The organism is Pseudomonas sp. Leaf58 (assembly GCF_003627215.1).
Taxonomy (GTDB): domain Bacteria; phylum Pseudomonadota; class Gammaproteobacteria; order Pseudomonadales; family Pseudomonadaceae; genus Aquipseudomonas.
In genome coordinates this window covers 285,525-308,407 of the sequence record NZ_CP032677.1, presented here as the reverse complement: position 1 = coordinate 308,407, position 22,883 = coordinate 285,525, and the positions used below count along the sequence as shown (strand labels likewise).

Here is a 22,883-nt window from a genome sequence, read left to right as displayed (position 1 = left end):
CGCCGTTTTCGGCTGCTGCTCTCTTATTGCAAAGGTGACGTCATGACCCGCTCATTCAAACGCTTTACCCGTTGGATGTTGTTGTGTTCGACCCTGGCCGGCGCGCCGTACGCCCTGGCCGAATGCACCCCGGCGAACCAGTTTGAAACCATTACGCCGGGCGTGCTGACCGTGGCGGCTTATGTCTTCCCGCCTTACTCGATACCGGGGCCGAACAACCAGTTGAGCGGCGTCGATGGCGAGATTATCAAGCGCATCGCCGAACGCGAATGCCTGAAGGTCAAGACCATGGTGGTGGACACCGCAGCGGTGGTGCAGGCGGTGGTAGCAAAGCGCGCCGATGTCGGCATCGGTGACTGGTACCGCACGGCCGAGCGCAGCAAGGCGTTGGGCTTGTCGGCCCCGTTGTACCTGGACGTGATGGGGATTATTTCGGATGAGGGTTACTCGAAGATCTCCGAACTGGACGGCAAGCGCATCGGCACCGTGCAAGGCTACCTGTGGGTGGACGATTTGAAGAAGGCCTTTGGCGATAATCTGGTGCTCTACCCGAACCCGGTGGCCATGGCCCAAGACCTGGCGTCCAAGCGCATCCAGGTTGGTGCGGACAGCTTTGCGGTGGGGGTTTCTGCGCAGCAAAAGGGCGCGTACCCCGGCAAGAGCATCAAGGTGTCCGAGCCCGACCAACGGGTCAAGGCCACGCTTGAGCCTGGGCAAAGCGCCTTCCCGTACACCAAGGCCAACACTGCCTTGGGCGAAGCACTGGGCAACAACATCCAGGCCTTGCATGCCTCGGGGGAAATCGCTGAAATCCTTGCCCAGTTTGGCCTGGCCCGCGAGGCGGCGCAGGTGGGTGAGCCGAGGATGATTCAGTAAAGCGTAACAACTGAATCCGCCAAATCTTGTTGGAGCGGCTTTCGCCGCTCCTGCAGGTGCACAAGCTGCGGCACACCTACAACCCGAGAACACTGACGCCACCATGGACGATGACAAACCCAACAAGCGCTTGTCTCTGACCGCTGCCACCACCTTGGCCCAACAGCTCTGCCTGGCCCACGGCACCAGCTACGCCGTAGCCTCGGCGCTTGCCAACGCCACGGTATCCGCCCAGGCCCATGGCCAACACGAAGTTGGTTTCGGCCATTTGCCTGACTACCTCAGCGGCTTTGCCTGCGGCCGAATCGCCATGGCTGCCGAACCCATCGTGACCCAGGTCGCGCCGGCCATGGTCCGCTGCGACGCGGCCCAAGGCATCGCGCAACTGGGGTTTGATCGCGCTTTCCCAGCGCTGTGCAGCAATGCGCATCAACTGGGTATCGCCCTGTTTGCGCAGTTCAACGCGTTCACCTGTGGCGAGCTGGGCTATTACACCCGTCGCCTGGCGCGCGAAGGGCTGGTGGCGTTGGCGTTCACCAATGGCTCACCGCTGCTCACCGTAGCGGGCCAGAGCCGACCGCTGTACTCCACCAACCCCATCGCCTTTGCTGCCGCCAGTGCTGACGGGCGTTTACTGGCAATTGACCAAGCCAGCAGCGCCACTGCCTACGTAAACCTGCTGCGGGCCGCTGAAGCGGGGGAGGCGATACCGGCAGGCTGGGCAGTTGATGCACAAGGCAATGAAACCCGCAGTGCGCGGGAGGCTCTGCACGGCACGTTGCTGGCATTTGGCGGCGGTCGCGGCGCCAACATCGCGTTGATGGTCGAGGTGCTCGCGGCGGGTCTGACGGGGGCCAATTGGTCATTGGATGCAGCAGATTTCCGTGCCGGCAGCGAATCCCCAGGGGCTGGCATGCTGGTGATTGGCATTGCCCCCAGGTTGCTGGACGAGTGCTTTGCCTCACGCCTGGGCGAGCAGATGACGCGGCTTGAAGCCTTGGGCGTTTACCTGCCGGGCAAGGCCAAAGAACAAGCCTACGCCCGTGCGCTCCGCGAGGGCATCCGCCTGCCGTTATCGGCGTACGACGCATTCAAGGCGCAGCTGGAATAGGTAAAACCCTTCGCCACCGCCGGCCACAGCAGCGAGCCACGTGTTTCAGCCACCGCTGGCATTCATGAAGCGCAGTAGCTGCACGTCGTCACTGCCGAAGGTGTGGCGCGCCGGCTTGTGTTGCAGGGCCTGGCGTATGGCGTCGAGCACCGGGGCGTCTTCCCCGGGGTAGCGCCGCAGCAGGCCACGCAGGTCTAGCGAGTGCTCGTGGCCCAGGCACAGCAGCAGGCGACCCTCGGCGGTCATGCGCACGCGGTTGCAGGTGTCGCAGAAGTGCTGGCTGATAGGTGAAATGAAACCGATGCGGGTGCCGGGGTGGCCACTGACCCGCACGTAACGCGCCGGGCCACCGCTTTGCTCGGCGCTGTCGATGAGCGTGTAGCGTTCGGCAAGGCGTTCGCGCACCCAAGCACTGGAGCAGTAGCTTTCGGGGCGTGAGCGGCCGACGTCGCCCAAGGGCATTTCTTCGATGAAGCTGATGTCCAGGCCGTGGGCAATGGCGAAGTCGACCAGGGCCGGGACTTCGTCGGCGTTGCGCCCATGCAGGGCCACGACGTTGAGCTTGATGGCAGCGAAACCGGCCTTGCGGGCGGCCTCGATGCCGCGCAGCACGCGGCCGAGCTCACCGCTGCGGGTGATGCTGCGAAAGCGCTTCGGGTCGAGGGTGTCGAGGCTGATGTTGAGGCGTTTTACGCCTGCGTCGGCCAGTGGCTGGGCCAGCTTGGGCAATTGCGAGCCGTTGGTGGTCATGACCAGTTCGCGCAGGCCGGGCATGGCGGCGATGCGCTGGCAAAGGCCGACGATGCCGGGCCGCACCAGCGGCTCGCCGCCGGTGAGGCGGATCTTGCGCACGCCCTGGCCGACGAACAGGCGGGCTGTGCGTTCGATTTCCTCCAGCGTCAGCACTTGCTGGCGCGGGAGGAACTGCATGGTTTCGGCCATGCAGTAGATGCAGCGGAAGTCGCAGCGATCGGTGACCGAAATGCGCAGGTAGTCGATTTTGCGGCCGCAGCCGTCGAGCAGTGGGGTGGTCATATGGGTATTCCTGATGGCCCATTGGCGGGCAAGCCCGCTGCTACATTAAAAGCATGTGCCGCTGTAGTTGGCCCCTTGAAGGTGTTACTGAACCAGCGGGCTGGCAGCCCCATCGAGCAGGATCCCGCGGATGTCCGCCTGGCCAATCAGGCTTGCCAGGTACTGCCCCACCGCCACCTGCCACACCCGCTGGTCCAGCTCGGCACGAATCGCTTCGTGCACCACCTCGAACGGCAACGCCCGCCCTTCGATGCGCTGGTCGACCCACACCAGGTGCACCCCGTATCGGCTCTCCAGCGGCTGCTTCGCCAAGCCCAATGGCAAGCGCAGCAATTGCCGCTCGAACTCCGGTACGGTTTGCCCCTGGCTGATTTGCCCAAGCGCCCCACCCTGCTCCTTGGACGGGCAAGCAGAGTGGGCCAGCGCCAGCTCGGCAAAGCGTGAGCCATCCTCGGCCAGCTGGGCGATCAGTGCCGCCGCCAGCGCCTTGGCCTGGCTACGCCCCTCGGCATCCTCCGGCGCGCAGGCCAGCAGGATGTGCCGCACGGCCAGCAGTGGTGCGCTGGCATAGCGTTCGCGGTTGCTGTCGAAGTAATGCCGGCAGATCGCTTCGTCGGCGCCTGGCAGCGGCAGCTCCCGTTCAATCAGCAGGCGCGTCAGGGCCTCTTCCTCGCTCTCGCCGTCGGTGCACTCGGCCTCAAGGCCCAGTTCGGTGATGCGCTGCAGCAGCAGCTCGCGCACCACCAGCGCCTGGCTGGCGAGGAAGATCGCCTCTTCGCGGTCCTCTGCCGGGTGATACTGCAACTCGCGGGCAATGGCGTCGCCATCAATGGCCACGCCGTTGACGGTAATCTGCGGCCACTGCTGTGCGCTGGTGGCAATCAGTGCTGAAGCTTGCATGGTGGTATCTCCTCTTCAGCCCTTCTGCCGCACAATTTGGTAGCGCCGGCCCAGGTACCACACCGGGGCACTGACGAAGTGCACCAGCCGGGTGAACGGGAACAGCACGAATAGGGTCAGGCCCAGCGCCACATGCAGCTTGTACACCAAGCCCACCGGGGCGATCGCCTGCGCGGCCAGCTGCGGCTGCAGGCTCACGGTGTACTGCGCCCAGTCGGCCAGCATCACCATTACCGAGCCATCCAGGTGCTGGGTGGAGGCGACGATGGTCATCAGCCCGAGCGACAGCTGCGCCAGCAACACCACCAGGATCATGATGTCGGAGAAGCTCGAACTGGCCCTTACCCGTGGGTTGAACACCCGGCGGTGCAACAGCATGATCAAGCCGAAGAAGCACAAGATGCCGAACAAGCCGCCCGAGACCATCGCCAGCAGTTGCTTGTCGGCGGTGCCGATGAAGCGGTGGTACAGCGCTTCTGGCGTCAGCAGGCCAACAAAGTGGCCGGCGAGGATGAACAGCACGCCAACGTGGAACAGGTTGCTGGCCACGCGCATATAGCGCTGGTCAGCCGGGGTCTGGCTAAACAGCTGGCTGGAGCCGGCTTTCCAGCTGTACTGCGACAGGTCAAAGCGCGCCCAGCTGCCAATCAGGCAGACGGCCAGGGCGATATACGGGTAAACCCCGAACACCAGCAGGTTGACGTTAGACATTGTGTACCTCCCGGGCCGGAGCCTCCGGCCCGCCTTGCTTGAAATCAACCCAGTGCAGCGGCACCGGCACCTCTTCACGCGCCTTGCCCGGCGCCCGTGGCTGGCTGGGGCAGCGCTCTTGCTGCTCGGCCTTGAGGAAGTCCACGGCCTCCTCCTCCCAGACCTTGTCCATGGCCTCCAGCGAATCGTCGCGCGGCTCTTCCTCCACTCGCTCGCGGGCAGCCGCCATTACCGCCTGTGGGTTCACCCCGGCAATCTGCAACAACGCACGCAGGCACGCGGCATAACGGCTTTCACGCTCCTCCAGGCGCGCCGCCAGCAACGCCAGCAGGTGTGCCACGTCGGCCAGGCCCTCGCGGGCCGTGAGGTCGTCGCGGGTGGAGAGGTATTCCAGGTACAGCGGGATGTAGTCGGGCAGCTCGCGCACACCAATGGCAAAGCCGGCCTCCTCGTACTGGGCCATCAAGTCGACCATGGCCTGGCCACGATCGCGCGACTCGCCGTGCACGTGCTCAAACAGCAGCAGCGACACCGCGCGGCCGCGCTCGAACAGGCCGTCATAGCGTGCCTGTACCTCCATGGTGTCGTCGCCAGCCAGTTCGTCGAGCAGGCAGCGCAGCGCGGCTCGCTGCGCCGGGCTGATCTCGCGTGCAGCGTCGATGGCCACTGCCAGTTCTTTGTAACCCTGGATCAATGCCTCATCGGGGTAGTCGAGCAGCAGGGCAATTACCTTGAGAATGCGCATGTTCATTTCTCCCACAGCTGAACGGTCTTGAGCACATCGCGGCGGTTGGCCTTTTTCGCCCCGAACATGTTGCTGTCGGAGCTACCGCCACAGCCGCTGCCAAAGCTGAAACCACAGCCAGAGCGCTCGGCAAAGGCGTCGCTCATGGCCTCCTCGCGGTGCGCCGAGGGCACCACGTAGCGGTCTTCGTAGTTGGCAATGGCCAGGTAGCGGTACATGTCTTCGCATTGGGCCTGGGTCAGGCCAACCGACTCCAGCACTTGCAGGTCACGCACGCCGTCCACCTGTTCGGCACGCTTGTAGGCGCGCATCGCCAGCAGGCGCTTGAGCGCCAGGCGTACCGGCGCTTCATCACCGGCGGTCAGCAGGTTGGCCAGGTAGCGCACAGGGATGCGCAGGCTGTCGACGTCGGGCAGTACACCGTCCATGCTCACGCTGCCGGCAGCGGCGGCGTTCTGGATCGGCGACAGCGGCGGCACGTACCAGACCATCGGCAAAGTGCGGTACTCGGGGTGCAGCGGCAGGGCCAGCTGCCAGTCCACAGCCAGCTTGTACACCGGCGACTGCTGCGCAGCCTCGATCACCGACATCGGCACGCCATCCTTCAGTGCCTGGGCGATGACCTTGGGGTCGTTGGGGTCGAGGAAAATCTCCAGCTGCTTGCGGTACAGGTCTTGCTCGCCCGGGGTGCTGGCCACTTCATGGATGCGGTCGGCGTCATACAGCAGCACGCCCAGGTAGCGGATGCGGCCCACACAGGTTTCCGAGCATACGGTGGGCATGCCCGCCTCGATGCGCGGGTAGCAGAAGATGCACTTCTCGGACTTGCCGCTCTTCCAGTTGAAGTAGATCTTCTTGTACGGGCAGCCACTGATGCACATGCGCCAGCCGCGGCACTTTTCCTGGTCGATGAGGACAATGCCGTCCTCTTCGCGCTTGTAGATCGCGCCGCTCGGGCACGAGGCCGCGCACGCCGGGTTCAGGCAGTGCTCGCACAGGCGTGGCAGGTACATCATGAAGGTGTTCTCGTACTCACCGTAGATGTCGGCCTGCACCTGGTCGAAGTTCTTGTCCTTGCGCCGCTTGGCGAATTCAGTGCCGAGGATTTCTTCCCAGTTGGGGCCCCATTCGATCTTCTCCATGCGCTGCCCGGAAATCAGCGAGCGTGGCCGCGCCACCGGCTGGTGCTTGGCCTGCGGTGCGGTGTGCAGGTGCTGGTAGTCGAAGTCGAACGGCTCGTAGTAGTCGTCGATGGCTGGCAGGTCGGGGTTGGCGAAGATATTCGCCAACACGCGGAACTTGCCGCCGATGCGCGGTTTGATCGAGCCGTCGCGGTTGCGTACCCAGCCGCCTTTCCACTTGTCCTGGTTTTCCCACTCTTTGGGGTAACCGATGCCGGGCTTGCTTTCGACGTTGTTGAACCAGGCGTATTCCATGCCTTCGCGGCTGGTCCAAACGTTTTTGCAGGTGATCGAGCAGGTGTGGCAGCCGATGCATTTGTCCAGGTTCAGGACCATGCCGACTTGCGAACGAATCTTCATGGCTATCTCCTTAAACGTCGGTTGGCAATGGTTGTGGCAAGGCGTCGCCGCCCAGGCCGCCGACAGCGGTGTCGTCCAGCCAGTCGACTTTGCTCATCTTGCGCACCACCACGAATTCGTCGCGGTTGCAGCCAACCGTGCCGTAGTAGTTGAAGCCGTAGGATTGCTGCGCATAGCCGCCAATCATGTGAGTGGGTTTGAGCACCACGCGGGTCACCGAGTTGTGGTGGCCGCCGCGGGTCTTGGTGGTTTCAGCCCCAGGCACATTCACGATGCGCTCCTGGGCGTGGTACATCATCACCATGCCTTCCTTGACCCGCTGGCTAACCACTGCACGGGCGGTGAGCGCGCCATTGGCGTTGAAGCACTCGATCCAGTCGTTGTCCTCGATACCGACCTTTTTCGCGTCCACCTCGGACATCCACACAATCGGCCCACCACGGCTGAGGGTGAGCATGATCAGGTTGTCGCTGTAGGTGCTGTGGATACCCCACTTCTGGTGCGGGGTAATCCAGTTCAAGGCAATCTCCGGGTTGCCGTTGGGCTTCTTGCCCTTCACGTAGTCCACGGTGCGGGTATTGATCGGCGGGCGATAGCTTTGCAACTGCTCGCCGAAGGCCTGCATCCACGGGTGGTCCTGGTAAAACTGCTGGCGCCCGGTGATGGTGCGCCATGGGATGTATTCGTGAACGTTGGTGTAGCCGGCGTTGTAGCTCACGTGTTCGTCTTCCAGGCCCGACCAGGTCGGGCTGGAGATGATCTTGCGCGGCTGCGCCTGGATGTCGCGGAAGCGGATTGCCTCGTGCTCCTTGGGCATCGCCAGGTGGCTGTGGTCGCGGCCGGTGAACGCCGACAACGCGGCCCAGGCCTTGAGCGCGACGTGGCCGTTGGTTTCCGGTGCCAGGCTAAGGATCACTTCGGCCGCATCGATGGCCGACTCGATCTTCGGCCGGCCCTGGCTCACGCCTTCGTCGCGCACGGTGTGGTTCAGCTCACCGAGAAACTCCACTTCGTGCTCGGTGTTCCAGTTGATGCCCTTGCCGCCGTTGCCCAACTTGTCGAGCAGCGGGCCGAGCGAGGTGAACTTCTTGTAAGTGGCCGGGTAGTCACGCTCGACCACGGTCATGTTCGGGCAGTTCAGGCCCGGTACCGGGGCCTCGCCTGCGGTCTTCCAGTCGCTACCGCCAAACGGCTGGGCCAGCTCACCGGGGCTGTCGTGCAGCAGCGGTACGGTGACCAGGTCCTGTTCCACGCCCAGCTGGCCTTCGCTCATGGCTGAGAAGGCCTTGGCGATGCCCTTGTAGATCTCCCAGTCCGACCGCGCTTCCCAAGCCGGGTCGATGGCCGCCGACAGCGGGTGAATGAACGGGTGCATGTCCGAGGTGTTCATGTCGTCCTTCTCGTACCAGGTCGCGGTCGGCAGGACGATGTCGGAGTACATGCAGGTGGACGACATGCGGAAGTCCAGGGTGGTGACCAGGTCGAGCTTGCCGATGGCGCCCTCTTCTACCCACTCGGCCTCGTTCGGCTTGAAGCCGCCACGCTTGCCGAGGTCTTCATTCATCACGCCATTGCGGGTGCCCAGCAGGTACTTGAGCATGTACTCGTGGCCCTTGCCCGAACTGCCCAGCAGGTTGGAGCGCCAGATAAACATGTTGCGCGGGAAGTTGGCTGGGTTGTCCGGCTGCTCGCAGGCGAAGCGCAGCGAGCCGTCCTGCAGCGACTTCAGCACGTAGTCCTTGGCCGGCATGCCGGCGGCGGCGGCGTCACGGGTAACCTGTAGCGGGTTGCGGTTGAGCTGCGGCGCGCTGGGCAGCCAGCCGGCGCGTTCGGCGCGGATGTTGTAGTCGAGCATGTGCTCGGGGAACTGCGCCTTGTCGGCCAGCGGCGAGAGCACTTCGTGGATGCTCATCTTCTCGTGGCGCCACTGCGAGCTGTGGTTGTAGAAGAAGCTGGTGCCGTTCATCTGCCGGGGTGGGCGGCTCCAGTCCAGGCCGAAGGCCAGCGGCAACCAGCCGCACTGCGGGCGGAGTTTTTCTTGGCCGACATAGTGGGCCCAGCCACCGCCGGTCTGGCCGACACAACCGCACAGCATGAGCATGTTGATCAGCCCGCGGTAGTTCATGTCCATGTGGTACCAGTGGTTCATCGCCGCGCCGACAATGATCATGCTGCGGCCATGGGTCTTGTCGGCGTTGTCGGCAAACTCGCGAGCCACCTGGATAGCCCTTTCCCGCGATACCCCGGTGATTTGTTCCTGCCAGGCCGGGGTGCCTGGTACGCTGGCATCGTCGTAGTCGCTGGCGACATTGCTGCCCCCCAGGCCACGGTCGATGCCGAGGTTGGCGGCCATCAGGTCAAATACCGTGGCCACCTTGGCCTGGCGGCCGTCGGCCAGGGTCAGGCTGCGCACGGGCACCCGGCGCAGCTGGATATCATCGCCCGGGGCCGCGGCGAAGTGTTCGTGGTACTGGCCGCCAAAGTAGGGGAAGGCCACTTCTACCGCTTCACCGTCATCAAGCAGGCTCAGGCGTAAATCAGTCGTACGGCCTTCGCCGCCTTCGCGGGCTTCGATGTTCCATTTGCCCTTCTCGCCCCAGCGGTAGCCGATGGCGCCCTGTGGCGAAACCAGGCCGGCACTGATGTTGTCGACAGCGATGGTCTTCCACTCGGGGTTGTTGGCTTGACCAAGGTTGTCGGCCAGGTCCGAGGCGCGCAGGAAACGGTCGGCGCTGTAGCCGTCGGCGCGCGCCTCGAGCAGCACCAGCATCGGCATGTCGGTGTATTTCTTGGCGTAGTCGCGGAAGTAATCGCTTGGCGTATCGAGGTGAAACTCCTTGAAGATCACGTGGGTGAACGCTTGTGCCAAGGCGGCGTCGGTGCCCTGCTTGGGGTTCAGCCAAAGGTCGGTGAGCTTGGCCACCTCGGCGTAGTCCGGGGTGATGGCCACGGTCTTGGTGCCCTTGTAGCGCACCTCGGTGAAGAAGTGCGCATCCGGGGTACGGGTTTGCGGAACGTTGGAGCCCCAGGCAATGATGTAGTTGGAGTTGTACCAGTCGGCCGACTCCGGCACGTCAGTCTGCTCGCCCCACACTTGTGGCGAGGCCGGCGGCAGGTCGCAGTACCAGTCGTAGAACGACAGGCACACGCCACCAATCAGCGACAGGTAACGCGCGCCAGCGGCATAGCTGACCATCGACATGGCCGGGATCGGCGAGAAGCCCACCACACGGTCCGGGCCGTGCTGCTTGACGGTGTGCACGTTGGCGGCGGCGATGATCTCGTTGACCTCGTCCCAGTGCGAACGCACGAAGCCGCCCATGCCACGCTGGCTTTTGTACGACTCGGCCTTGGCCGGGTCGTTGACGATGCTGGCCCAGGCCTCGACCGGGGCCAGGCTGCGCCGGGCCTCACGCCACAGCTTTAGCAGCGGCTTGCGCACCTTGGGGTATTTCAGGCGGTTGGCGCTGTAGATGTACCAACTGTAGCTGGCGCCCCGTGGGCAACCGCGTGGTTCGTGGTTGGGCAGGTCGTTGCGGGTACGCGGGTAGTCGGTCTGCTGGGTTTCCCAAGTGATCAGGCCGTTCTTCACGTAGATCTTCCACGAGCACGACCCGGTGCAGTTCACCCCATGGGTGGAGCGTACGATCTTGTCGTACTGCCAGCGCGACCGGTAGACGTTCTCCCAGTCGCGGGATTCCTTGCGGGTTTCACCGTGGCCGTTGGCAAACTCACCCTGCTTGCGCTTGAAGAAGCGCAACTGGTCGAGAAGGTGGCTCATGTTCAATTCCTCTCAGGCTGAGCGCGGCTGCCCGCGCTCGTAATCAATTCGTCGGGCTCGGTCAGCAGGGCGTCTGGGCGCCTTTGCGCGCGTACCACCACCAAGTCACCAGGATGCAGCTGAGGTAGTACGCCACGAATGCGTACAGGGCGGCTTCTGGGCCACCGGTCAGGGCGATGGAGCTGCCGAAACTCTTGGGGATGAAGAAGCCGCCGAAGGCGCCCACAGCCGAGCTGAAGCCCAGCACCGCGGCCGACTCCTTGCCCGCCTCACGCAGCGCCCGCTCACGCTGGGCCGGCTGGGCCTTGGCGCTGGCGCGTTCGTGCAGGGTGCGGAAAATCACCGGGATCATGCGGAAGGTGGAGCCGTTGCCGACGCCGGTGGTAATGAACAGCACCATGAACATGCTGAGAAAGCCGAAGAAGTGCCCGGCCTCACCAGCGCGCGGCAAAAAGGCGACCACCCCGAACACGGCGGCGATCATCAGCACGAAGTTCCACAGGGTTACCCGGGCACCCCCGAGCTTGTCCGAGATCCAGCCGCCCAGCGGCCGCGCCAGGGCACCGACCAGCGGGCCGAGGAAGGCGAACTGCAGCGCATTCACTTGCGGAAACGACGTTTTGATCAGCAGCGGGAAGGCCGCGGCAAAGCCGATGAATGAGCCGAACGTGGCCAGGTACAGCCAGCACATCAGCCAGTTGTGCTTGCGCTTGAAGATCACCGCCTGCTCGCTGAATGAGGCACTGGCAGCCTTGAGGTCGTTCATGCCAAACCAGGCCGCCAGGGTGACCAGGGCAACCAGCGGCACCCACACCAGGCCCGCGTTCTGCAGCCACATCGCGCTGCCGTCGGCCAGTTCACGGGGCTCGCCACCGGCGGCGCCGAACAGGCCGACACCCATCACCATCGGCACCAGGAACTGCATGCCCGACACACCCAAGTTGCCCAGGCCGGCATTCAGGCCCAACGCCGTGCCCTGCTGGGCCTTGGGGAAGAAGAAGCTGATGTTGGACATCGACGAAGCGAAGTTGCCACCGCCAAAACCGCACAGCAGGGCGATGATCACGAACACGCTGTAGGGCGTGCCGGGGTCCTGCAGTGCCACGCCCATCCACAACGCTGGGATCAGCAGCGAGGCAGTGCTCAACGCAGTCCAGCGGCGCCCGCCGAACACCGGCACGATGAATGCGTAGAACACCCGCAAGGCGGCGCCAGACAAGCCCGGCAGTGCCGCCAGCCAAAACAGCTGGTCGGTGCTGAAGGCAAAGCCTGCGGCGTTCATGCGCACGATCACCGTGCTCCAAACCATCCACAGGGCAAAGGCCAGGAACAGCGCGGCAATGGAGATCCACAGGTTGCGGTTGGCGATGGCCTTGCCGGTCGCGTTCCAGAACTGCGGGTCTTCTGGGCGCCAGTCTTCGATCACCGGCCCGGGGCGGGCCCCGCGGCCTACGGCGGGGTTGTTGGATGCCGACATGGTCAGTCTCCTCAAAGGTTCAGGAATCGGAATGCTTGGCGCCCAGCACCGGTGCCTTGCGCACCTCGCTGAGGTACATCCAGATCAGCGAGACCCAGACGACGCCGTACAGCAGCATGAAGTTGGAGCTGCGCACGCCGGTCAGGTCGACCAGCGCGCCAAACAATATCGGCAGCACGAAACCGCCCAGGCCGCCGGCCAGGCCGACGATGCCGGACACAGCACCCATGCGATCGGGGAATTCGTCGGCGATGTACTTGAACACCGAGGCCTTGCCGAACGCCCAGGCCACGCCGACGACGAACATCAGCGCGGTGAACACCCAGACGTTGAGGCCAATGTGGAAGCTGCGGGGGCCGTCGACGGTCTGCAGGGTGATGTCGGTTTGCGGGTACGAGAGCAAAAACAGGCACACCCAGCTCACCCACATCACCCACCAGGTCACGCTCTGCGCGCCCCAGCGGTCGGCCAGCCAGCCACCCACAGCGCGCAGCACGCCACCCGGCAGCGAGAAGCAGGCGGCGAGCAAGGCGGCGCTCTGCAGGCTGAAACCGTATTCGCCGACGTAGTACTGGGTCATCCACAGGGCCAGCGCCACATAGCCGCCGAAGACGATCGAGTAGTACTGGCAGTAGCGCCACACGCGCGGGTCTTTCAGGGTAGCGAGTTGATCGCGCAGCGAGACGCTGGAGGCCACCCGGTGCGACTTGTCTTCATAGGTGAAGCACCAGAACATCACGGCGGTGACGAACAAGATCGCCGAAAACACTTTTGGCACCATCTGCCAGCTAGCGGCGGCGATGATTGCCGGGGCCAGAAACTTGGTCAGCGCCGAGCCCGCGTTGCCGGCCCCGAAGATGCCCATGGCCAGGCCCTGGCGGGAGGCTTCGAACCATTTGGCGACGTAGGCGATGCCCACCGAGAACGAGCCACCGGCAAGGCCGACGAACAGGCCCAGCAGCAGAAACTGCCAATACTCGTGGGCACTGCCGACCAGGTAGATCGGCAGCACGCACACCAGCATCAGCACAAAAAACACGATGCGCCCGCCAAAGCGGTCGCCAAGCATGCCCAACGGCAGGCGCACCAGCGAGCCGCTGAGCACCGGGGTGGCCGCCAGCAGGCCGAACTGGGTTTCGTTGAGGTCGAGCAGATCCTTGATAGGCACACCCAGCACCGCGAACATCATCCACACCATGAAGCAGATGGTGAAAGCAGTCGTGCTCATCCCGAGCACCAGCCCCTGTTGCACGTTGCGTTGCATGATGAACGCTCTCCAGGGCGACATTTCACGCGCAGGCTAGGAGCATGGCACCCGGCTCCGATTGACCTGCATCAAGGTGCATGGGCTGCCGGCTGACCTACCATGTAGGCCGCTACCACTAAAGTGGTAGATGCTTTAAACACAATTTATTCGTTTAAAATCAACATGTTAGGTTGATTTGCAGGGCGCCTTAGGCAACCGATAAACACCCCGGCACTCTTTGGAGGTAGCAGCATGCTGCGCTGGCTGAAAAGCTCATTGCCCGCCCGTGCCGGGCTAGCCGTGGTCCTGCTGGCCGCCCTTAGCTTGGCCAGCACGTTCAGCGCGGTGATGATCGCCAGGGTCAGCGAAAACGATGCCGCCGCCATGAACACCGCCGGTTCCCTGCGCATGGCCACCTACCGCCTGGATTGGCAACTGGAAGCCAACGCCGCCCCGGCGGTGCTCGAACAACTGCGCGACGACATGCAGCAACGCCTGCAAAGCCCCACTCTTGCGCACATGCTCGACGACGGCGACCAGAGCCCGGTTGGCAAAGCCTTCGCCCGCGTGCTCAGGCAATGGCAAACCCAGCTGCTGCCGGCCTTGCAGGCCAATGACAAGCAGTTGTTCCAGCAGGAGGCCGAGCGCTTCGTCGGCCACCTGGAAGATTTTGTCCTGCAGTTGCAAAAGCAGAGCGAACGGCGCCAGGGCTGGCAACAGAACATCCAGGGCGCGGCACTGCTGATCACCGTGGTCATCCTGCTGATCGGCTTGTACGAGCTGAACAGCGGCGTCATCGCCCCCCTGCAAGAACTGGTGCGCGCCACCGAGCGCTTTCGCGCCGGCAAGCTCGATGCACGTATCCGCCATCGCTCCAGCGACGAACTGGGGCAGATGGCCGACAGCTTCAATGCCATGGCCGACGCTATCGAACAGTCACACAGCACCCTGGCCTCGCGCGTGGCGGAAAAAACCCAAGAGTTGGAGCAGAGCAATGCCGCCCTTGACCTGCTGTGCCACGCCAGCCGCAGCATCGCAACCCAGCCCACCAGCGCCGAGCATTTGGACGAGCTGATATCCAGCTTCCAGCAGCGCTTGCCTGGCTTGCGCTTGTCCTTGTGCCTACATGGCGAAAGCGCGGCGGGGCATGCCCAGCTGATCGCCCTGCATGGCGACGACGGCACGCGCGACGTGTGTTCTGCCAACGATTGCCCGGGTTGCCAGCGCCAGTTGCTGGCCAACCGCTTCAGCCTGCCGGTCAGTTCGCAAGGCATGTTGCTCGGCAACGTGCGCGCGTATTTTCTCGATGGGCATGCGGCGCATGGCTGGGAGCGCGAGCTGATCCAAGCGCTGGCCGACCTGATTGGCACCAGCCTGTCGCTGGAGCGCCAACGCGAGCGGGAAAACCGCCTTTTGCTGCTTGACGAGCGCAACACGATTGCCCGTGAGCTGCATGATTCCCTGGCCCAGGCGCTGTCGTACATGAAGCTGCAGGTCAGCCGCCTGCAAACCCTGATTCGCCGTGGCGAAAAGACTGAAACCCTGCTGGCGGTCAGTGACGAATTGCGCGACGGCTTGAACAATGGCTACCGACAACTGCGTGAACTGCTGACCACTTTCCGCCTGCAAATTCAGGACGGTGGCCTGGAGCAAGCGCTGGAAGACACCGCACGCGAATTTGCCGAGCGCGGCCACATCCGCGTGCGCCTGCAACAGCAACCGCTGGCATTCAGCCTGGGCGCCAACGAGCAGATCCACGTATTGCAGATAGCCCGTGAAGCGTTGTCCAACTGTGCTCGGCATGCCCACGCCAGCGAGGCCTGGGTACACCTGCACCAGGACGGCGAAGTGATCGAATTGCTGGTCGAGGATGATGGCATAGGGCTGCAGCCCGAATACGACGGCCGCCAGCACCACGGCTTGAACATCATGCAGGAGCGCGCCCGCAGCCTGGGCGGCCAGCTCAGCCTGGCCCACCGCGCACCTCAAGGCACGCAGGTACGGCTGCGTTTCGCCCCGGGCTTCCTGCGCCAACCTGAAACCGAGACACCCACATGAACGTAGCTGCCCCCTATACCCTGCTGCTGGCCGATGACCACCCGATGATGCGCCGTGCACTGCGCCAGCTGATCGAGCTGGAAAGCGACCTGGTGGTGGTCGGCGAAGCCAACAATGGCGTCGAAGCCTGCGAGCTGGTGCAACGGCTGCAACCGGACCTGGTGGTGCTGGACAACAACATGCCCGAGCTCAACGGTGTGGAGGCGCTCAAGCGCCTGCGCGAACAGGGCTATGCGGGGCGCATCCTGCTGTTCACGGTATCGGATGCCGAACAGGATGTACGCGATGCCATGCGTTTCGGCGCCAACGGTTACCTGCTGAAAGACATGGAGCCCGAGTTGCTGATTGAACGCTTGCGCGATTTGCTGGCGGGTAGCCTGGTGGTCAGCCCAGCGCTGACCACGGTACTGGCCCAGGCATTACGGGCCTCACACGGCGCCAGTTCGCTTGACCTGACCGACCGTGAACGGCAAGTGCTGAAGATGGTTGCCGGGGGGTTGAGCAATAAAATGATCGGCAACAAGCTGGGCATTACCGAGGGGACGGTGAAGGTGCATGTGAAGAACCTGCTGCACAAACTGGGCTTGAGATCGCGCGTCGAGGCCGCCGTCTGGGCCTTGGAAAACCTGCGCTAGCGCGCTGCCGCCCGGCTCAGGCCGCCAGGGTGTCGAAACTAATGAAGTCGACGGTCTCGCCGACGCGCAAGGTGCGGTGGGCCTCGATCACCGCCAGGCCTTCGGCACTGCACATGCCGCTGAGCATTGCCGAGCCTTGCCAGGCATGCGGGATCACGCGCAAGCCTGCCGGGGTCGAGGTTAGCCAGGCCCGCAGGTACTGGCGGCGCAGGTTGGACCGCGGCCAATCGAAGCCAGCCGTCACCGGCATGGCGCGCGGCAGCACCTCGCGGCGGCCTTGGGCGCGCAACAGAAACGGCCTGGCCACCACCTGCAAGCACAACAGTGCGGCAACCGGATTGCCCGGCAAACCCAGCCAGGGGGTGTTGCCGATGCGGCCAAAGGCAAACGGCTTGCCCGGCTGAATGGCCAGGCGCCACAAGCGCAGCTCACCCAGTGCTTGGACCGCGTGCTTGAGGTGGTCTTCTTCGCCCACCGAAACGCCGCCGGAGGTCATTATCACGTCCCAGTCTGTAGCTGCCTTGCCCAGGGCTTCGCGACAGGCCCGCGGGTCGTCCGGCAGCCGCCCGAGTTCGCCAACCTCCAACTGCCAGCCACGCAGTGCCGCTGCCAGGCTGTAGCTGTTGGCGTCATAAATCTGCCCAGGGCGTAACACATCACCCGGCGTGCACAGTTCATTACCGGTGCTAAGCAACCCCACGCGCAATGGTCGGTACACGGCAGCCGAGGCGATGCCCTGGCTGGCCAGCAGCCCCAGCTCGGCGGCTCGCAGCCGTTGCCCGGCCTCCAACAGGCGAGCCCCTTGGCGAAACTCCTCGCCGCAACGGCGCACATGGTCGCCTGGCCAGCAGGCAGGCAGCCACACGCCGTCATCCATCACCTTGGCCTGCTCTTGCGGGACGACGCTGTCGGCGCCAGCGGGCAGTGGCGCACCGGTAAAAATACGCACCGCGTGGCCCGCCGGCAGCTCAGCGAGCGCCGCATCACCTGCAGCGATACGCCCGGCCAGCGGCAACAGGCCGCCTTCGCTGGGCAGGTCTGCCGCGCGCAGTGCATAACCATCCATCGCGCTGTTATCCCAGGCCGGGCCAGGGCGCGGTGCGCGAATATCGTCGGCGAGGATCATGCCCAGGGCCATGTCCAACGCCACGCGCTCAACCGCAGGAGGCCGTGGGGCCTGTTCCAGCAGTTCGGCGATGGCCTGGTCGACTGGGCGCAGGTTGTCATGGCCACAGGCGCAACTGTTCATGAGCGGCTCCCACAGGTAGCCAGGGACTGTTCGGGCAACCGCTTCAGGTGGGGGACGAAGTTGCAGGGCTTGGTACGGCAGTCGAGCTGCTTGCGCAGGATCTCGTTCCAGCCCGTGCGGCAGGCGCCCGGTGAGCCCGGCAGGCAACATACCAGCGTGCCGTTGCTCAGCCCGGCCAGGGCGCGCGACTGTAGGGTCGAGGTACCGATTTCTTCCAGCGATATTTGCCGAAACAGCTCGCCGAAACCCTCTACGGTCTTGTCGAGCAACGGTTCGACAGCTTGCGGGGTATTGTCGCGGGCGGTAAAGCCGGTGCCACCGGTCAGCAGCACCACCTGCACCAGCGGGTCGGCGACCCAGGCGCATACCCGCGCGCGGATCAGCCAGATGTCGTCCGGCACCAGGGCCCGGTCCTGAAGGATGTGGCCTGCCTGCTGCAGGCCATCGACCAGGGTCTGTCCCGAGCTATCGGTGGCCAGGGTGCGGGTATCACTGATGGTCAGCACGGCGATGCGCAGTGCCTGGAATTCGCTGAGTGCAAGGTGAGCCATGGCGGCGCCCTCATGGGAATGTCAGCGCGCAGCCTGGGCCGGACACATCGTTACGCCCATTCCTCGAAGGAGGTACCACCCGGGGTAGTTGCAGCAAAGCTTGATTTCGATCAACCCGGAGGGAGGCATCAGGCTTACGCTCAGGGCAGGCAACCCCTGAGGGAAGCACCGTATGGCCAAGAAATTTCCCAGCAACCCCAGCCACCCCGAACGCATTTGCTGGGGCTGCGACCTGTACTGCCCGGCCAAGCAACTGGCCTGTGGCAATGGCGCGAGTCGCACCATGCACCCGGCGGAACTGTTTGGTGAAGACTGGGACAGCTTCGAAGACCGGCTGGAGAAGCCGATCGACGGAGAGCAAGCAATAAGGCCCAAGTAATGGGGGCCGCTTTGCGGCCCACGGGCGCGTGATCAGAACGCGGTGCTGACCGTTAGCGACAGGTTGCGCGGGTCGCCGTAGATTGCCCCGGCATAGAACCCGTAACGGGTGTAGTAGTGCTTGTCGAACACGTTGTTGGCGTTGAGGCTGACGCTGGTGTCGTCGGTTAGCTGATACTTGGCCATGGCATTCCATATGGCATAACCGGACCAATTCACATCAGTGGCACCGTTGCTCACGCCATGGCTCGGCTGGCCTGCTGGGCTGGATATTGCGCGGATGTTGCTCTGCGCGGTAACCCCGGCGCCCAGGGTCAGGCGCTGGAGCGGACCAGCAAGGCGATAGGTGGTCGAAGCCTTGAACAGGTGTGACGGGTCGCTGCGGCCGTCACTGTCGAGGCGGCGAAAGTGCAAGTAGGTGTAGCCGGCATACACGTTCCAGCTGGAGGTCAGGGCGCCGGCGACTTCCAGGTCGATACCGTCGGTTTCCTGGCCGGAACCGGCTTTGTAGGCGTCGCCACCGGTGGGGGTGGTCAGGTCGCCGTCGAGCACTGCCTTGTTTTCCTGCTTGGTGCGAAAGTACGCCGCCGAGGCGTTCAGGCGCCCGTCGAACCACTCCCCCTTGATACCCGTCTCGTAGCTTTGCCCACGAATCGGCTCGACCTTGCTGCCGCTGCGGGTTTCGGCGGTTTGCGGGGTGAAGATGTCGGTGTAGCTGGCGTACAGCGAATAGTTGTCGTTGAGGTCGTACACCGCGCCCAGGTACGGGGTGACGATGCCGTTCTCTTCCTGGCTGCTGCGTGCACCAGCGACGCTGCGAGTGGTTGCCGAATAGTTGCTGGTGCGCACGCCGAGGATGACCGACAGCGGGTCGCTGATGCTCAAGCGAGTGGCGGCGTACATGCCCTGCAGGCGGGTGGTGGTCTTGCTGTGGCGGCCAGTGCGTGAGGCGATGATGCCGTAATCGTCATCCACGCCATTGCGCCAGTCGGTCAGCGCGAAGCCATTGTTGGCGCGGAACTGGCAGCCCAGCGCAGGCGCACTGGCCATGCCGTCGCCTAGCATGGTGCAGGTGTATTCCGGCGACCAGGCCACGGTGCGGCTGTCGTTGTAGCCGACCATTGCCTGGTGGCTACGGCCAAACAGCTGGAACGGGCCAGACAGGTCGATCTGCGCCGACTGCTGGGTGGTGTCGGTAGAACTGTGCAGGCCGTTGAGTACGGCGCCGCTGCCATCTGGGTCCCAGTAGCCGCCGTAGCTGCCACGGCCGGCTGAGTTGACCTTGGCCAGGCCGCGGTGGTTGAGGGTTTCGGCGGTGCTCTGGGCGGCTTGCAGGTTCAACGCCCAGTCGTTGTCGAAGTGGTGCTCAAGCGAGCCGAACGCGGTACGGGTGGTGTACTCGCCAAAGCTCCAGCTAGGCACCACGTTCGTGCTGCGCGGCAGGTCGGTCTTGCTGCCGTCGCGGTACCAGATGGGGATGTTCGCGCCCCAACCGCCGCCGACGATCTTGTTGTATTCGTACTGGTAGCCGGCACCGAGGGTGGTGGCGTCGTCCAGGTCGAACTCGAAATTGGCCAGCGCGGCGCGAGAGCGTTCGGACTGGTTGTCGCGGAACGAGTTGGCGTCCTGCTGGGTGATCACCAAGCGCGAGCGCAGGCGGCCGTCTTCGGACAGCGGCAGGTTGAGGTCAGCGCCCAAGCGGCGTTTGTCCCAACTGCCGTAGGTGGCATAGGCGCTGCCACCAAAGGTCCTGGTCGGTGCCTTGCGGATCAGGTTGACCGTGGCCGAGGGGTCGCCGGTGCCGCCTAACAGGCCGTTGGCACCGCGCACGATGTCGATACGCTCGTACAGGTCCATGTTCAGCGCGTTGCCGCCACCGCTGAAATCGGAACCGCCTTGAAACTGCAAGCCATCGACCTTCCAGTTGCTGATCGAGTAGCCACGGGCCCGGTAGTCGGTGCGCCCGCCCACCTCGGACTTGCTCGCAGTCACACCCGGGGTGGTTTCCAGCGCTTGCTCGATGGTGTGGATGGCGCGGTCATCCATCTGCTGGCGAGTAATGGTGCTAACTGACTGCGGCGTCTGCCGCGGCGTCAGGGCCAGGCCCGTGGAGCTGCGGGTGCTTTCGACCGTATAACCCAGCTGGCCGGCCTGGTCGCCAGGCAAGAGGGCGCTGTCTTCGATCTGCGTGGCTTCCAGCTCCAGCGGTTTGCCGTCGGCAGCTATCGCACCACCACTGATGGCCACGGTGACGAACAAGGCCAGCGGCTTCAGGGGGCTGCCGCCTCGGCTGATGAAAGGAAGGGCGTTCGGGATTCGCTCGGAGTTCATTTGGGAAGGCTTCGTATTTGCAGATGATTTTTTGTTAGGATTCTATGGCTCGGTCCTCCGGGCTCCAGACCCGGCTTGTACGGGGATGTAATTGAACGTAACGAGCGCCACCGGCCCTCACCGAACAGGTGTTTTTCCGCATGAGCACAAACCTGCTTGTTGTTGACGATGACGACGAGATCCGCGAACTTCTTTGTGATTACCTGACAGATGCCGGCTATAACGTGCTAGCAGCAGCTGACGGCGAGCAGATGCGCCAACAGTTGGCCCTGCACAGGGTAGAGCTGGTGGTGCTCGACCTGATGCTGCCCGGCGAGGACGGCCTGAGCCTGTGCCGCCAGTTGCAAGCCACGCCAGGTTTGGCGGTGATCATGCTGTCGGCCAAGGGCAGCACGCTGGACCGCATCATCGGCCTGGAAGTGGGTGCCGACGACTACCTGGCCAAGCCCTTCGAGCCACGCGAGCTGATCGCCCGGATCAAGGCTGTGCTGCGCCGCCCACAACGCCTGGGTACCCCGGCCGAGGAGCCTGCGGCGATGGATGCTCAATTATTCGCCAGCTTTCGTCTGGAGCCTGTGAAGCGCCTGCTCACCCGCCCCGATGGCGAAACCCTGACCCTGCCCCGCTCGGACTACCGCGTGCTACGTGAACTGCTGGATGCCAACAACCGGGTGGTGTCTCGCGACCAACTGACTCGCAGTGCGTTCGGCCGCGACCACCTGCCCGACGACCGTTCGGTGGACATGTGCGTCAGCCGCCTGCGCCAGCACCTGCGCCACGCCCCGGCCGGTACTGCGCAAATCCTCACTATCCGCAACGAAGGCTATTTGCTGAGCCTGGCCGATAACTCGGCCGATGCCTGACATGCGCTGGCTTCGCCGGCTGTGGCCGCGCACCTTGTTCGGCCAGCTGCTGCTGATCATGGTCAGCGGCACGCTGGTGATCCAACTGATGTCGAGCAGCATCTGGTTCGATGTGCGCTTTGCCCAGGTACTCGAAGCACCGGTCCGGCTGGTCGCAGCGCGCAGCGCACCGCTGATTGCCAGCGCCAACTGCTCTGCCGACGCACCGCAGGCGCCTGCGCACTACCAACTACGGTGCAGCGAAACCCCAGCCACGCAGGAGGATGATGAGCGCCGTGGGCGTAGGCGTGTCGAGTTGTTGTTGCAGCAGGCCCTCAAGTACGAGCTGGGGCATGCCCAGGACGTGCGCCTGATGAAGGTGCAGCTGACCGATGAACAGGGCCAACCGATCGTCTGGCGTAGCCTGTTTGGCCTGCGCACAGCCCAGGCGCATCTCAAGTTCGCAGTGCCATTGGCAGATGGACACTGGCTGACCATCGAAGGCCAGGAACTGCAAGGCTGGAGCGGTGAATCTGCCTGGGTGCTGATCAGTGATTACCTGTTGCGGGTGTACGCACTGCGCATCGTCGCGGTATTGCTGGTGTGCCTGATTGCCGTGCGCCTATGCCTGCGCCCGTTGCGCCGCCTGGCCGATGCCGCGCGCGGCTTGGGCAGCAACCTCGAGCAACCGCCGCTGGCGCTGGATGGGCCGGAGGAAGTACGCCAGGCCGCCCAGGCCTTCAACGCCATGCAGCAGCGGCTGATTGCGATGGTCAACGACAAGGCTTACTTCCTGGCCGCCGTGTCTCACGACTTGCGCACCCCGCTGACCCGCATGCGCCTGCGCCTGGAGCGCCTGCCGGACGACGAACATCGCCAGCGCCTGCGGCAGAACATCACGCAGATGGACGACATGATCGGCCAGGTGCTCGATTACCTGCGTGCGGGCGAACAGCAGAATTTGCAGCAGGTGGACCTGGACCGGCTGGTAGCCCGCCAGTGCGCGGACCTGGCCGGCGCCGATGAACCGCTGCCGGTACACGGCCAGGCGGGCAGCCTACAGGTCGATGCCCTGCTGCTGCAGCGCTGCTTGCAGAACCTGTTGGTCAATGCGTTGCGCTATGCCAAGGACGTTTCGGTCACGCTGGAACGGGCGACCACGGGGGTGTCGATCCATATCGACGACCGCGGGCCGGGCATTGCGCCGAGCTTGCTGGCGACCATTATCGACCCGTTCGTGCGCGGTGAAGGGTCGCGTAACCAGGCGTCCGGGGGGTATGGGTTGGGGTTGAGCATTGCCCAGCGGATCGCTACCAGCCATGGCGGCGAGTTGATGCTGTCGAACCGTGAGGGCGGTGGCTTGCGGGTCAGTGTGTTGCTACCACGCTAACGATTTTTCGAGGGATATCGCCTACG

The 22,883-nt window shown here is 64.1% G+C and carries 18 protein-coding genes; 7 read left to right on the top strand and 11 right to left on the bottom strand.

The window, feature by feature from the left end; genetic code table 11:
* The first annotated feature begins 42 nt into the window (after nucleotides 1-42).
* Both DV532_RS01325 and DV532_RS01320 read left to right on the top strand, forming a co-directional pair.
* Nucleotides 43-876, top strand: a complete 834-nt coding sequence (locus DV532_RS01325; protein ID WP_056805869.1) for an ABC transporter substrate-binding protein — start codon at nucleotides 43-45, stop codon at nucleotides 874-876.
* A 103-nt stretch (nucleotides 877-979) separates the two neighbouring features.
* Nucleotides 980-1,987: an Ldh family oxidoreductase gene (locus tag DV532_RS01320; RefSeq protein WP_056805871.1), complete on the top strand. Its 1,008-nt coding sequence runs from the start codon at nucleotides 980-982 to the stop codon at nucleotides 1,985-1,987.
* Nucleotides 1,988-2,032: 45 nt separating this feature from the next.
* Here the strand turns inward: DV532_RS01320 and moaA are convergent, their stop codons facing one another.
* The 8 genes from moaA to DV532_RS01280 form a co-directional block, all read right to left on the bottom strand.
* Complete coding sequence (moaA, locus tag DV532_RS01315; RefSeq protein WP_056805874.1) at nucleotides 2,033-3,022, bottom strand: GTP 3',8-cyclase MoaA; 990 nt, start codon at nucleotides 3,020-3,022, stop codon at nucleotides 2,033-2,035.
* Nucleotides 3,023-3,106: 84 nt separating this feature from the next.
* On the bottom strand, nucleotides 3,107-3,922 hold the full coding sequence (locus DV532_RS01310; RefSeq protein WP_056805885.1) for a peptidylprolyl isomerase: 816 nt from the start codon (nucleotides 3,920-3,922) through the stop codon (nucleotides 3,107-3,109).
* A gap of 15 nt (nucleotides 3,923-3,937) precedes the next feature.
* Entirely contained in the window at nucleotides 3,938-4,633 is a 696-nt protein-coding gene (narI, locus tag DV532_RS01305) for a respiratory nitrate reductase subunit gamma (protein ID WP_056805886.1), read from the bottom strand.
* Nucleotides 4,626-5,378 (bottom strand): nitrate reductase molybdenum cofactor assembly chaperone, encoded by a 753-nt coding sequence (gene narJ / locus DV532_RS01300; RefSeq protein WP_056805887.1) that lies wholly within the window; start codon nucleotides 5,376-5,378, stop codon nucleotides 4,626-4,628. The genes narI and narJ overlap by 8 nt, the downstream gene beginning before the upstream one ends.
* A gap of 2 nt (nucleotides 5,379-5,380) precedes the next feature.
* Nucleotides 5,381-6,919 (bottom strand): nitrate reductase subunit beta, encoded by a 1,539-nt coding sequence (narH, locus tag DV532_RS01295; protein ID WP_056805889.1) that lies wholly within the window; start codon nucleotides 6,917-6,919, stop codon nucleotides 5,381-5,383.
* Nucleotides 6,920-6,929: 10 nt separating this feature from the next.
* On the bottom strand, nucleotides 6,930-10,700 hold the full coding sequence (locus tag DV532_RS01290) for a nitrate reductase subunit alpha (protein WP_056805892.1): 3,771 nt from the start codon (nucleotides 10,698-10,700) through the stop codon (nucleotides 6,930-6,932).
* A gap of 61 nt (nucleotides 10,701-10,761) precedes the next feature.
* Nucleotides 10,762-12,177 (bottom strand): NarK family nitrate/nitrite MFS transporter, encoded by a 1,416-nt coding sequence (locus DV532_RS01285; protein WP_056805894.1) that lies wholly within the window; start codon nucleotides 12,175-12,177, stop codon nucleotides 10,762-10,764.
* 19 nt (nucleotides 12,178-12,196) lie between these two features.
* The gene (locus DV532_RS01280) at nucleotides 12,197-13,441 is read right to left on the bottom strand and encodes a nitrate/nitrite transporter (protein WP_372339980.1); all 1,245 of its coding nucleotides are present in this window, start codon (nucleotides 13,439-13,441) and stop codon (nucleotides 12,197-12,199) included.
* A gap of 234 nt (nucleotides 13,442-13,675) precedes the next feature.
* Here DV532_RS01280 and DV532_RS01275 point away from each other — a divergent pair, with 234 nt between their 5' ends.
* A complete protein-coding gene (locus tag DV532_RS01275) occupies nucleotides 13,676-15,481 on the top strand; it encodes a HAMP domain-containing protein (RefSeq protein WP_056805896.1) in 1,806 nt (601 codons plus the stop codon).
* Nucleotides 15,478-16,116: a two-component system response regulator NarL gene (narL, locus tag DV532_RS01270; RefSeq protein WP_056805899.1), complete on the top strand. Its 639-nt coding sequence runs from the start codon at nucleotides 15,478-15,480 to the stop codon at nucleotides 16,114-16,116. The genes DV532_RS01275 and narL overlap by 4 nt, the downstream gene beginning before the upstream one ends.
* Before the next feature lie 16 nt (nucleotides 16,117-16,132).
* On the opposite strand, the gene glp is transcribed toward narL, so the two are convergent.
* Complete coding sequence (glp, locus tag DV532_RS01265) at nucleotides 16,133-17,365, bottom strand: gephyrin-like molybdotransferase Glp (protein ID WP_056805902.1); 1,233 nt, start codon at nucleotides 17,363-17,365, stop codon at nucleotides 16,133-16,135.
* The gene (moaB, locus tag DV532_RS01260) at nucleotides 17,362-17,916 is read right to left on the bottom strand and encodes a molybdenum cofactor biosynthesis protein B (protein WP_056805905.1); all 555 of its coding nucleotides are present in this window, start codon (nucleotides 17,914-17,916) and stop codon (nucleotides 17,362-17,364) included. The genes glp and moaB overlap by 4 nt, the downstream gene beginning before the upstream one ends.
* Nucleotides 17,917-18,088: 172 nt before the next feature.
* On the opposite strand from moaB, the gene DV532_RS01255 reads away from it, so the two are divergent.
* Entirely contained in the window at nucleotides 18,089-18,295 is a 207-nt protein-coding gene (locus DV532_RS01255; protein WP_056805908.1) for a DUF3079 domain-containing protein, read from the top strand.
* Nucleotides 18,296-18,327: 32 nt separating this feature from the next.
* Here DV532_RS01255 and DV532_RS01250 read toward each other — a convergent pair whose 3' ends face one another.
* Nucleotides 18,328-20,625: a TonB-dependent siderophore receptor gene (locus DV532_RS01250; protein ID WP_056805911.1), complete on the bottom strand. Its 2,298-nt coding sequence runs from the start codon at nucleotides 20,623-20,625 to the stop codon at nucleotides 18,328-18,330.
* Nucleotides 20,626-20,765: 140 nt separating this feature from the next.
* Here DV532_RS01250 and DV532_RS01245 point away from each other — a divergent pair, with 140 nt between their 5' ends.
* The gene (locus DV532_RS01245; RefSeq protein WP_056805914.1) at nucleotides 20,766-21,488 is read left to right on the top strand and encodes a response regulator; all 723 of its coding nucleotides are present in this window, start codon (nucleotides 20,766-20,768) and stop codon (nucleotides 21,486-21,488) included.
* A 1-nt stretch (nucleotide 21,489) separates the two neighbouring features.
* Nucleotides 21,490-22,857, top strand: a complete 1,368-nt coding sequence (locus DV532_RS01240; protein WP_056806202.1) for an ATP-binding protein — start codon at nucleotides 21,490-21,492, stop codon at nucleotides 22,855-22,857.
* Nucleotides 22,858-22,883 lie beyond the last annotated feature (26 nt).